The organism is Flavobacterium sp. PMTSA4 (assembly GCF_032098525.1).
GTDB lineage: Bacteria > Bacteroidota > Bacteroidia > Flavobacteriales > Flavobacteriaceae > Flavobacterium > Flavobacterium capsici.
On record NZ_CP134890.1, the window covers coordinates 2,772,871 to 2,787,226 of the forward strand.

Consider the following 14,356-nt stretch of genomic DNA (forward strand, 5'->3'; position numbering starts at 1 on the left):
CCAAAGAATACAATTCGCACACATCCGAATGTCGTTCGCATACTATAAAATAAGGGATTCACACTATATCATGACCAATACTTTGCCATAAATAATGTTTTGGTACAAACAAAACTTAAAACCTGAAACGTGAAACTTGAAACCTGAAACAACAATAATTAATCCAACCAGCCTAAGAAGTCTAACTGGTCTAACCAGTCTAATAAAGTCTAAGAAGTCTAACTAATCCAACCAGTCTAAGAAGTCTAACCAGTCTAAGCAGTCTAAGAATGTCCAATCAGTCTAAGAAATCTAGCGATTCTCATCTCCCGAAACCATACCGTTTTCAATTCCTTTCTTGAATCCCATAATAGCAAACACACCAGCAACAAGAGCAATCCCCGAGCGAATCCAGTGCGATATCGCCCAAGCTTCAAGGTTACCACGAGCTTCCAATCCGGTGTAATCGGCTTCAATAAAGCTGATGTTTTTTGGCAAATGGAAGACAAGCGTTTGCAAAACAATGACAATCAGGCAAATTAAGGCATAACGCCAGTATTTGCGCTCCAAAGAGTTTTTAGAATAATGCAACATCAACCAAATACAACCAAAAAAAGCAGGCAATAAGGTCAATAACATGGGCAGTAATAACAAAGGATAATCTATTTTGAAGGTCGCCATAAACTCAATTGGTTCAAGCGATTGCCAACGTACAACATAGCTTAAACCTATGTTTATCATAATACCCAAAAAAGCCTCTATGGCAAGGATAGTGATAAAGGAAATGTTGTTTTTCATTGAGGCAAAATAGTTACGTAGCTAATGTAGAAAATAAATGCTCAAAAGCAATGCATAAGCATAAGATTTTTAGGAGGATGAAGCACACTATCATGGTTTTAACATATTTTTAAATTCATTTCCTCAAAAAAAAGTATCTTCGCAATCGCAATAGTAGTTATACCAATGTGTAACAAATCCAATAAAACAACGACTACTATTCTTAAACTAAATTAACTTATAGTAATTACAATGAAAAAAATTATTTTATCCTTTATCGCAGCCTTATTGCTTGTGCCAACAAGCGTAAAAGCTGACGAAGGAATGTGGTTTTTAATGTTTATCGAAAGATTAAACCACCGCGACATGCAAAAAATGGGCTTGCAACTAACAGCCGAAGAAATCTACAGCATCAACAACCACAGTTTAAAAGATGCTATCGTTCAATTTAACGGTGGATGTACTGCCGAAATCATTTCAAAAGACGGTTTAGTATTAACCAATCACCACTGCGGATACGATGCGATTGCTGAATTATCTTCAGAAGAGCAAAACTATTTAAAGAACGGTTTTTGGGCTAAAAACAGAAAAGATGAAATGAAACCATCATCATTATACGTGCGTTTCTTTGTACGTATGGACGATGTTTCTAAAAGAATCTTATCAAAAGTAAACGACAGCATGACTGAGGCTGAAAGAGAAAAAGCCATCAACCAGGAAATTGCTGCAATCGAGAAAGAAAACAACGAAGGCGGAAAATATACTGTTTCGGTTCGTTCATTCTTCCAAGGAAATGAGTACTACTACTTCGTATACCAAGATTATAAAGACGTTCGTTTAGTAGGAACACCACCAGAAAGCTTAGGTAAATTTGGTGGAGACACTGACAACTGGGAATGGCCACGTCACACTGCCGATTTCTCAATGTTCCGCGTATATGCAGATAAAAACGGAAACCCAGCAGACTATTCTCCTGAGAATGTTCCGTTACAACCAAAACATTACTTACCAGTAAACATTGGTGGAGTAAAAGAAAACGATTATGCCATGATTTTGGGTTACCCAGGAAGAACCAACCGTTGGATGCCAGCAGGCGGAATTGAGCAAAACGTGAAGTTTGCTTATCCTGCATGGGTTGAAGGTGCAAAAGTTGGTATGGATAACATGAAAAAATACATGAACCAAAGTGATGCCTTAAACTTAAAATATGCTTCTAAGTTTGCTTCAACAGCTAACTACTGGAAAAACCGTCAAGGAATGATTGATGCATTAACTAAGTTTGGTACTGCTAAATCTAAAGCAGCACAAGAAGCGAAGTTCAACAAATGGGCTAACAAACCAGCTAACAAAGCAAAATACGGTAACGTAATTGCTGACATCAACAACTACTACGCATTAACAAACGAGAAATCACGTCACGATAACTACATGCAACAATTGTTTAGAACTACTTCTTTTGGAACTGTTTCAAGAGGTTTAGGAAGATACATGGATGCTTATGTAAAAGGTGATGCAAACAAACGTGCACAAATGGCACCTGCTATTGAAGAAATGGCTGAAGAAATGTTTAAAGAATTACACATTCCTGCAGAAAAAGATTTAATGGCGGCGCAATTAAATACGTATGCTACTAAAGCTACGGGTTATGCTATTGCTCCAATGGTTAAGAAAATAGGTGATGAGAACAATAACGACTTTACAAAATATGTAAATGCTGCTTTTGATTTAAGTATCTTCACTTCTGTTGACAGAATTAAAGCATTCTTAGCATTACCAAGCAAAGAGTTATTAGAAAATGACCCATTGTATGCATTGTCTAATGATATGTTGACTCATTATTCTTCAAAATCAGACGAAATTGCTGCTGCTCAAGACAAATACAGCGCTGCATTCCGTAAACTAGTTGAAGGTTTAAGAGAATCAAAAATCGGAACTATTAAATATCCAGATGCTAACTCAACGTTGCGTTTAACTTATGGAAAAGTTCGTGCTTTACCAGCAGACAAGCGTAATGATGCAAAAATCAACAACTATACTACACTTGATGGTCAAGTGAAGAAATACAAAAAAGGTGATGCAGAGTTTGATTTACCAGTTAAAGTTCTTGAAATGAACAAAAACAAAGAATATGGTAGATATGCAGACAAAGATGGTTCGCTACACGTAAACTTCTTGACGGATAATGATATTACAGGTGGTAATTCAGGTTCGCCAGTATTAAACGGAAAAGGAGAATTAATTGGTCTTGCTTTTGACGGAAACATCGAAGCAATGGCAGGTGACGTTATCTTTGACAAAAACTTACAAAGAACAATCAATGTTGATATTCGTTATGTACTTTGGGTAATCGAGAACTTCTCGGGAGCTAAAAACATTGTTGACGAAATGACATTGACAAAATAATCGAATAGATTTAGAATATAAAAACCCCCGATTGAAATTCAATCGGGGGTTTTTGTTTATATTATTTTTAGTTGCTAATGCATTAATTTAATATCAGCAACTTTATCATTACCAAGTTTCACTTTCGCAATGTAAACTCCATTTGGATAATAGAATGGGATTGTATATTGTTTAATATTTATTTCCGTTTGATTGATAATCATTTTTCCTGTGATATCATAAACCGTTAAGTTTTTAATCATTTCACTCGAGTTGATAGTCAATTCTTGATTGGTTATCATTCCAAAAGTTGTAGTATCGGTAACTTCTCCAACGCCTAAAGCATTGGTGGTATAAACAATTTGAAAACGATTGTTGAACGTTCCTGAATTAGTAATGAAAGTATAAGGACTTGCTTTTAAATCGTGGTCAATATTCAAAAGATTGTCTCTCAAATAAATGTTTTGATTGCCCAAAAACAATCCGTCTAATTCATCAATAGCAATTGAATAGCTACCATTAGTAGTAACACGATATCCAAGTGGAACTACATCATTTTGGTTAAACGGTAAACCTTTTCCCTGAATTACTAAATTTCGACCATCGTGAATAGAGTAAATATCAATTGCATTATTAGTAAACGAATCACCATCATAAAATTTGTCAATTCCATCAGTTGCTCCAGTCATATAACCTATTAAAGTTTGTCTGAAAGTTGAGTCGCTGTATAAATTCAACCAAATTCTATTTTTCTCTATAGAAGGTTCGCCAGATGTTCTAAAGAATTGTGAATTGTTGTTGGTTTCACGCATACTGTTGTTGAACGTTATTTGACCATCAGCAAAAGCTTGAGCAAAGAAACCTTGACCCGATGCAATTTTACCATTTGGTTTTAAACTCAGATTAGTTGGGTCAGTAGATGGCGCAGTTCCTGTTCCTCCAGCTAAGTTCCAACTTCCATAATCGGTAACCGAATAAGGTCCTGTTCCTGAATATAATGTTAATGATGTCCAGAAGAATAATGTACCACCAAGTTCTGTATTATTAGCATGTTGTAAAAATTTAGTAGCATCTACAACACTTGGATATGGATTGGCTAATAAAACCGTATTTCCTGCAACCAAAGAACTACTGTCAAAACTGTCAACATTTACATTTACAACTCCGTTTTTAGGCGTTCCAGTATATACAAAATCAATAGTTCCTGTTCCGGTGCTAAAAGGTGCTATGTTTTTAACTCTCGCAATAAATCCTTCCCCAGAAGTAACAGAACTCAAAGATGTCCATGTCCCAGCAGATGTTCCTGAAACCCAACGGTATTTTAAATCGAACTCAGTTGGTATTTGACTAAACGCATTTTCAGCTATTGGTGAACCCCAATAAACATATGCCCAACGTGTCATCGGACGTGTTGTTCTAGTCATTTTCATGGTTCCGCTATTTATTGCAGTATCTACATTTTGAACCAAGCTTGAACTGTTTTTTAACTCAATCAAACCATTAGCTCTAACCGTTACTTCATCGTTTATGGTTAAATTATTGGAAGTATTGATTAAAACATTAGCATTTGATTTTACATCGATGTTTTTACCATAAGCTTGATAACTACTACCAGAAATGATAGGATTGTTTGCAGTTGAAGGAACAACAATACAATCAGTTATAGCAGGAACACCATTTGGTTTCCAGTTCGTTGCCGAATTCCAATCGGTTGACAAACCTTGCCATATTTTAGATTTATTAGTAACCGTAATATCTTGACTTGTAGTACAACCATTGGCTAATGTTGCATTAGCAGTAAACGTATAGGTTCCACTTTCAAGTTGCGTAATAGATGGCTTCACATAAACATTAAGCGCAGGTGTTCCAGACACATAAGCTATTGTACAAGCAGGATCAGAGAAAGCATTAACAGGAGTTGAGCTTGTCCAACTTAAAGCGGTCCCAATTGGTCTGTATCCATAAAGTTTAACATCATCAACCGCCAAACCATCACACCATTCACCATAATATTGAATTCTTACTTTCAAATTAGGTTGATTAATATAACCTGATAAATCATAAGTTAAAGTTTCAAAACGGGTACCTATACCAACATCTTCTGTGAATCTTTTTATTTCTGTCCAATTTCCACCTCCGTTGGTAGAAACATCAATGGTTACATAATCTAAAGCAAGATAGGTTCCGTCTTCGTAGTAACGTGAGTAAAACATTCGTAAGCTCAAAGTCAAACTTGTAAAACTGCTTGAACTTACCGTAGCTGATGCCATTTGATTATGAATCGTAACTCCACCAACATCAGATGTTGAAAACGCAAAATTATTTCCATTAATGCCTGATGAAATTGCAGGAAACCAAACGTTATAATTAACCACTTGTGTTGGAACAAAAGTACTTGTTTTGTTTTGCCATTGAGAATTAGCATCTTGAGAAGTTGGATTTATATTCGTATTTGTGAATGTACCCAAACCAGAATTGAATTTTTCATCAATTAAATATACTTCTTCCTGGTCACCAGTTGCTGTCAAGTCCAAAATAACTCCTTCACCACAAACCGTTGGATTACTTGGAGAATAGGTTAGCGACGGGATAGGACTAATAGTTGCTGTAACGGCTGTTCTTTTTAATGATTCACATCCATTGTATGCAGTTACATAGTAAGTTGTTGTAGTACTTATGCTTGGTGTTGTCCATGAACTAGTAGCAGAAGTTCCAACTAATGTTGAACCAGTAGGAGTAGAGTACCATCTGTATTGAGTAACTCCAGGCGAAGTACTCACTGCGTTTAAAACAACTGTTCCTGAGCCACAAGTTTTACCATCGGTTACAGAAGTTATTACAGCATTACAACTTGAAACTACTGTGAAAAGATAATCTTCGGTTTCGCCATAATAATTAATATTTCCGCATGGTGTAAATGAAGCACTTCCAGTATAATTATTTATTCTAATTCTAATACGATAATTTCCAAGTGGAGTAGAAGATGGAATAATAAATCCAAAAGTTGTTGAATAAGTAGCAATTCCTCCTGTATTGTAAACTTGTTCACCTGGGTCAGCAAATACTCCATCTTTGTTCCAATCTACCCAAGCTTTAATATAGGATGAATTTGTTGCCTGTAAAAATACATTTACTCCTTCTCCTTGGGCTTGTTGTGACAAATTTGACAGATTTGTGAAGTCTTGATATCCTCTAGGAGAAGAGGTGTATGTAGAAGCATTAGTTACGTCGTTTAAAGTTCCAACAAAAGCTACCTCAGTTAAATAAGTTAAATTTTCAAAATTAACACCAACCGATGGTGTACAGTAATTTGAATTTATAGTCGATGTATTCCCATTTAAAGGTGATGTTGTATTGTAAATTGGTCCACCAGAACAAGCGGAGTTATAAGCAAATACAAAAATATAATATAAAGTATTTGGCGATAAACCAGAAGCTACGAAAGCGGTATTAGAATCGTTGTCAACTACGGTATTTCCTGCTCCAACAGTTCCGCCAATTGTATAACTAGTTGTGTTAACTGGAGATGGAGCAATACCTGTTGTGTTAATTACTACCAGATAATTGTCAGGAGCAGGACTCGGAGCTGTAAAACTACCAGCAATTGTTGTGCCTGTTGCATTTAAAATCAAAGTAGTAGGTTGTGATGAAGGCGCACTACAAGCTATCGGATCAGCAATTGTAATTGTATAATCTTCGGTTTCACCTAAAGTGCCATTCATTGTACAACTTGAAGTTGAAGAAACGTTAGTTTGACGTCCATATCGCACTCTCATTCTTGTGGTTCCTAAAGTAGCTCCTGCAGGAATGGTGATGGTTATAGTATTTGTAGAGTTTGCAATAACTCCATTTCCAAAAGAAAAATATTCTCCAGCGTCAGTGAAAACTTGATTTTGATTAAAATCAATCCAAACTCCTAAGCCGTGCTTTTTATTCCCTGTTCCAGTTCCAATACTTAAATTATAATTGTTTCCTCTTGTAACTGTAGTAGTTTGTGAACCTGTAGGCGGATAATTAGTGTATCCAGTAGCCGAACAAGTTGTGTTATTAATAAGAGTATTTAAAGTTACGTTAGCAATATAATCGCCACTTGCACAATTAAGATTCCCTGTTGGCACACAATAATTTGTTGCTAAAGTTGTAATATTTCCAGTTAGTGGAGAAGTTGACAAATACGATGGACCACCAGTACAAGAATTATTAAATGAAAAAACAAAAAAGTAATATTGTGTTGTCAAACTTAGTCCTGTAGCTGTAAAACTTGTGTTTGAATCATTGTCAACTACAATATTTCCAGCACCAACAGTTGCGCCTATGGTATAATTTGTTCCATTAACAGGTGAAGGAATTGTTCCTGTGGTATTTCGAATAACCAAATAATTACTTGGAGCAGGTGAAGCTGCTGTAAAAGTTCCTAAAACACTTGTGCCTCCAGGAGTAAGAGTAAGAGAAATAGGTTGAGAAATTGGAGTTGTACAAGGTAATTGGTCTAAAATGTTTAATGTATAATCTTCTACTTCACCGTCAAATCCCGTTTGACACGAACTAGTTGTTACACTATTATATTTTGATTGTATTCGCATTCTAACAGTTCCAGTTCCAGCACTAATTGGAATGGTAATTGAAAAAGGACATAAACTACTTAATCCATTTGAAACATTGGATGCGGTTCCTATGTTATAAAATTCTCCTGCATCCAGAAAATCACCATCACTATTCCAATCTATCCAAACAGATTGATAATTTGTATAATTTCCACCAGTGTCAATATAAACATTTAATCCATAGGAAATACCTTTGTAAACATTAGTGCTAATTGAAGTGAAATCAGAATAGGCAACATTTACTAAAGTACTTAAATTATTAATAGTATTAAAGTTCACACCTGAAATTCCATCTGCAATTGTTCCCCCAGAGGAATTACAATAACTAATACAACTTGAACCATAAGTAGTTGTAATTGTCATGTCGCTTGTTGAAGCTGAACATGGACTGTTAGAAATGGTCCAACGAAGAGTTGCAGTTGCACCTAGTGCTAAACCAGTTATAGAAGTGCTCGCAGAATTTGGATTTGTGATTGTTGCAACTCCAGAAACTAAACTCCAAACCCCAGTACCTACAGCAGGCGTATTTGCATTAACAGTTGTACTTGTAACACAAGCAGCAAGCGTTTGATTTGCACCAGCTACAGCTGTTGATGGTGGAGTTCCTGAGGTAGATGTTAAGGTGTTAGTGACAGTAGTTCCATTAATTAATCCATTTATAACTCCAGTACCTCCAGTTCTTGTAATATTTCCAGTACTTGAAGTATTGATTGCTCTAATTTGTAGATTAGAAATTATTATTTGATCGTTTTTATTCGTTCCAGTGCAAGAATATGTAATAGTTATGGTGTTTGATGTAGTTACAATTGATGGGGTGGCAGAAATATTTTGATTTATTGCATAACTTAAACTTGCAGAACCTGCTAAAAATTCAAAATTTGCTGGAGCTGAAAGTATTAATGTAACATCTGTTCCTGTAGAAAAATTACCTCGGTTACCTGTTCCAACTTCTTCTAAAACTATATTTCCAATAGTATAATACGACGATGGAAATCCACTACAAACCGGTATACTTAAGTTTGGTTTAGTAATAGTTATTTGAGAGTAAGCTTCATTTGTAAATAATGAAAATACAAATAAAGAGAGTAAGATTATTTTGGACTTTATTTTTTCTGAAAAGTAATTTTTAACCATAGCATATCATTTTTAAATTCGGGCTTCATGTTTTCTAATATAGAAATCAGATAGTTATATTAAAAATAATTCTTTTTCTTGTAGATTGGTTTTCTTACAAGATAAATTACCTTAATAATCGATGAATTACATAAATTTAAAAGAATGCATTTCTTTACAAATGAATTAACTGGTTTTCGATACTGTTTTTATAAATTTTATTTTGGTTAAAAATGAATTAATTATTAATAATTTTTGTGCTAAAAACAGTGCTATCATCAAAAATAGTTTTTAGAATATAGGTGCTGTTAGATAAATTGTTACAAGGTAAAACCAAAGTATTTTCATTATTATCAATATTAAATTCTGAAACTTTTTGTCCTAATAAATTAAATAAGAACACTTTTTTAATTTGATTCAAATTATTGTTTTTGATTATCAAATTTTCAGAATTATTATCAAAATAGGCAATGGTATTTGAATTTGAAATATTCTCATTGTTAGACAATGAATTACTCATAAATCGTAGAGAAAATCTATTGTTAAATTCTCCTTCTGGCAAGTAAACTGAAAAATCACCATTTCGAATGTCTGTATAAATTCCAGTTTCGTCATCATGAATATAAAGTTCTGTTGATGATGGAATATATTCTAATTCTGCGATTTTAATTGTTATTTCACCTGCAACAGAATTCTTTATTCCTATTGGGAAAATTTCTTCAACTCCAAAATTTGGAACAGCTTGAATAACCAATTTTTCTTCACCTAAACTCCAGTACATATCATCAGTTGTAGTGTCAATAATTGTTGCGTCGTAGCCATAATCAAATAGATTAGTAGTATTTTCATCAGCTCCAATCATGATTTGTCTTTTTAATTCAGTAGCATTCTCAAAAGACAATCTAATTCTTTGGCGATTATCCACTTCTGTTAGATTAGCAGAGTTTTCATCATTTGTTCTTAAGAAGATAGAGTTAGAAGTATTATCTGCCACAAATACTCTTTGAGAGTTTTTGAAATTAATTGTTCCACCTGTAACAGGAGTACTTAAATTAGGATTGTTACTAGTCAAAGCACTATTAGAACCTGTCCCAATGAAGAATCCTTGTCCAACTGGAATGTATCTTTTAGGTGTTTTAGAACCACTTGAACCATTATTAATTGTTAATGGATCGTTAGAAACTGCAACAACTCCACCCATTAGGGTATAACAAGCATATCCGCCAACATATTGATTTAAAATATGTGTTTGTCCTCCAAAATGATCCCAAAAATAAAGTGCACCATTAAAGATGTTTGAAGAAGCTCTTCCTGCACCATCTTTAATATTATCTTTTATAAATTCATCAGCATCTAAAGCGGAAGGATATGGGTTTCCAACAAGATAACTTTGATTTAATGAAATAGTTAATGGAATGGTACCACTATTTGGTTTTCCAGCAAAAACATAATTTTGAAGAGAACTTATAGCAGCAGAACCTGTTACACCTTTCATTGTAAATCCTTCTCCTTTGTTTACTGTTCCAGTAGAGCCAATAAACTGCCATCCTGCATAAGTTGTGCTTACGCTTGTATATTTATACAACCAACTTGTACTTTTCTTTATTGGAGTTGATAAAGCTCCATCTGCAAAATAAGCTCCATTACCATATGTAATTGGACTTTGTGTAAATGGATTTGCAGCAGAATTAGTTCCATCAAATAAAACATTTGCTAATGAATAGCTTGTACCATTTGTTGTAACTGGTGAACACCAATAGTTGTAGTGAAAACTACTTTTAGTTCCTTGTTGGTCAACTAAAAGTTTTCCTGTTCCGCCAGTAGGATTTTGAGCAGTTCCATTTTGAATTAATTGGGCTTCGCCAACTAATCTTAAATCTCCACTTAATAAAGAAACTAAATTAGCAACCGTTAACTGAAAACCATCAATTAAACTAACACCTTTAGCTCCGTTTGTAGTGTTAACTGTCAGATTATAAAAAGTTTCGTTGGTTTTTATTCCTTGATTTATTTTTTGAACAAGATTAGAAGTACTACCATTAAAAGATACTGTACCTTGACCAGTATTGAAAATGCCATTATTTTTCCAATCTCTACTTACGGTTAAAACGGAATTCGAATTTACCATAGTTAGATTTGCAGTATTAGCAATAATAACATCTCTAGCTGAAGCAATATTACTGTAAGCAGCAGCAAAACTTGAATTTGATGGATCAATAACTGGCATTCTAGTTGTACCACCTAAAATTTGAGCATCAATTGTTGCTGAAGGTAAACCACCAGCCCAATTTTTACAATCAAACCAATCTGTACTAACTAATCCAGTCCATAAACCAGGAGTTCCGTTTAAAACAGTTACAACTGCTGAACCAGTTAAATCCTGAGGCTTAGCGGTACATTTTGAATCACTTAATCCTACTATAGTAAATGTTCTATTGGTTGTTATTCCTGGAACATTTAGGATATATGGATTAGAAGTAATGTTATTTATTGTTGTGTTTGTACTACCATTATTGTAGGTTATACTCCAAGGTGAAGTACCTGTTAAATTAATTGTAAAAGAAGCTGTACCATTATTACAAATTGTTTGCGAAGGACCAATATTTGCGGTTGGTCTTTGATTAACGGTAACAGTAATGTAAGTTGTACCTTCTGGACCATAACTAGTACAGCCATTCAAGAAAGATGTAATTCCATAAGTCGTAGTTACAGTTGGGCTTACTGTTGCGGTTGAAGTATTACTAATTATTTCACCAGTTAAAGAGTCTACCCATTGAACAGCAACATTTGAAGGAGATTCAGGAATCAATATATTGTCAATAGCCCAAGAACTATTTGCATTTCCTGTATAGGTAAATCTTATTTTAAGATTTGGTTGACCAATATAATTGTCCATGTCTATAGATTCTAAAGGGAAATTATTATAAGGTGATCTTGTACTAGGACCTGAATAACTCGCCAATACAACAGTATAAGTAGTACCACCATCTAACGATAGCTCTACTAATGCAGAAGCTCCAGCTTGTAAATTGAATGCATGGTTAAAACTTAAACTTGCTGAGTCTAATCCGAATGTATTAAATGTTGGTGTATACATTACAGAATTATAATTTCCACTAGCAATTACAAATTTACCATCAGATGCATAATCAATTCCAGCGTAAGTTCCACCATTTGTAGCACTTAATCTGAAAGGACCGTTTGTAGTGTTACTTCCGCCTGCATTTAAACAATTACCACAACCATCAACTACCCAATTAGCTGGATTTGCATTACTAAATGTACCTCCAGAAGCTAAATATGAATTAGTTGCAAAACCACTTTCAGAATACAGTGAAGATGAATCACCAACACAAATTGTTTGAGGAGTAGCTGTAACAGGAGTTGGTTTAATATTTGGTATAACATTTACTAATGAAACTAAAGAATAAGCTACTGAACAACTTGAACCATTTTGAACTACTGCTCTAAAGAAAGTTGATTGAGTGATATTATTATAGTTATAAGTTGTTGAAGTATCAGCAATAGGTAACCAAACAGTTCCACCTGAAGTGGTATATTCCCATCTAATTACATTTCCTGTATGTCCGCTTAAATAGATTGTACCATCAGCATAGTGACATTCGGTTATACTTCTAACAACAGGAGTTACATTTGGCATTGAGCTAGATGCAACACCACCAACACTAGTAGCATTAACTGTAATACTAGCAGAATTAGATGTAATTGAGTTTCCACATGAAGTAACAACGCAATAATAATTATTAGATGAGTCAGAAGGTAAAGCAGGATTAATTATCAAAGTATCTGAATTTGCTCCACTTATACTTCCACCATTTGAAATTGGATTTGAATCTTTATACCATTGGTATGTTAAGCCACTTCCAGCAACACCTACCGATAAACTTACCGATGAATTTTCACAAATTGTTTGAGTGCTTGTTGGTTGGGATGAAAAAGAAATGGAAGAAGGAATGCTTACGCTATTTGTTGTATTTGAACAAAAGTTTGTGTTTTCAGTAAATGTAAATGAAACATTTCCATAGGAAACACTTGTCGCTAAACCCGTGTTATCTATTGTAGCTATGTTTGTATCAGAACTAGTCCATGAACCAGAAGAACTAGGTGTTAGTTGAGCAGTATTACCAAGACAAATAGTAGATGGTGCTGTTAAAGTTGGTAGTTGGTTAACAGTAAAAAACACACTTCTTGAATTTGAACAACCATTGCTGTCTGTTATTGTATAATATAAAAGCGCATTTCCTGCTAAATTTCCAGTTACAATTCCAGATGAATTTATTGATGCAATTGATGAATTTGACGAACTCCAAACACCACCAACAGTCGCATTTGATAATGTAGTTGTACTATTTAAACAAACGTTCGTGCTTCCAGTGATTGAAGACATACTTGGAATGGGGTTAATAGTCAAATTTGAACTACTTGTAGTTGTACCAGAAGGAGTCGTTATTGAAATTAATCCAGTTGAAGCACCATTAGGCAAAGTTGCTGTTATTTGAGAGTTACCATTGATTACATAACTACAGTTAACTCCGTTTATTGAAACATTTGATGCATTATTGAAATAATTCCCATTAATAGTAATTGATGAACCTGAATTGTAACATGTACTACCTGGAGAAAAATTTGTTATGATAGGAGCAGGAGTAAAATAAATTTTAATAGAAATATAATCAACAGAAGCTGTTAAACTATTATTACTATTAACAGATAGTGCTGCTCCAAAATTAACGTTGTTAATATCACCTGCAGTCCAAGTTGTTCCCCATAAATCGGTAGATGATCCATAAGTTGCAGTTAAAAATGAAGTTGTATAACTTGTAGTTGTAGCTTTATTTGAACCTGTAATAGTTCCATTTTTTACAAGGCTTACAACATTATCTTTTGTAATTCTACCACCATTGGTTGCACTAGTTTTTCTGTTAATTGTAACCTCAATTCCATTAATAACAGAACTAGTAGGTATAGAAAAGTTATAATTAGAACCAAACAAATAATTTGAATTAGCAGAACCACCAAAAACAGCAGTTGCATAGTTAGTGTCTAAAGTATTTACAATGTTATTAGGATTATTCCATGCAATGGTACCTGTAGTATTTAGGTTAATACCAATACCTGAAAAATTTGGGCCAGCAGTTTGACTAAAAGTGGCAACGTTAAAGAAAATAATAACTACAAAATTTAAGATAACTCTTGAATATTTTAAAATATGTTTGCAGTTATTAATCAGGTGTAAGTAGTTTTTTTTCATAGGGCGATGAATTTTAAACTCTGTTAATAATATTTCAAAATTACTTGAGTATTAGGGTATACGTATATTTTTTAGACATTCTACTCTAAAAATCGATTAACAACACTTTTTTTTACATTTTTTACATTTTATCGAGTCTAATATGCTGATAAGCAAATTGTTGTGTTTTTTAAAAAGTGTCGTTCGTCGACTCTTTTCGTCGTTTTATGGAGTGATTTTTTTAATTTTT

General features: G+C 34.0%; 4 protein-coding genes. 1 reads left to right on the forward strand and 3 read right to left on the reverse strand.

Annotated elements, in window-relative coordinates:
* Positions 1–291: 291 nt before the first annotated feature.
* Complete coding sequence (locus RN605_RS12595) at positions 292–777, reverse strand: DUF1772 domain-containing protein (protein WP_313325246.1); 486 nt, start codon at positions 775–777, stop codon at positions 292–294.
* A 231-nt stretch (positions 778–1,008) separates the two neighbouring features.
* Between RN605_RS12595 and RN605_RS12600 the strand changes: the two genes are divergently transcribed.
* Positions 1,009–3,159, forward strand: coding sequence for a S46 family peptidase (locus RN605_RS12600; protein WP_313325247.1), 2,151 nt, complete (start codon positions 1,009–1,011; stop codon positions 3,157–3,159).
* A gap of 74 nt (positions 3,160–3,233) precedes the next feature.
* Here RN605_RS12600 and RN605_RS12605 read toward each other — a convergent pair whose 3' ends face one another.
* Together RN605_RS12605 and RN605_RS12610 are read right to left on the reverse strand one after the other, a co-directional pair.
* Positions 3,234–8,876: a GEVED domain-containing protein gene (locus RN605_RS12605; protein WP_313325248.1), complete on the reverse strand. Its 5,643-nt coding sequence runs from the start codon at positions 8,874–8,876 to the stop codon at positions 3,234–3,236.
* Between the two features lie 217 nt (positions 8,877–9,093).
* A complete protein-coding gene (locus tag RN605_RS12610; RefSeq protein WP_313325250.1) occupies positions 9,094–14,127 on the reverse strand; it encodes a beta strand repeat-containing protein in 5,034 nt (1,677 codons plus the stop codon).
* Between the last annotated feature and the right edge of the window lie 229 nt (positions 14,128–14,356).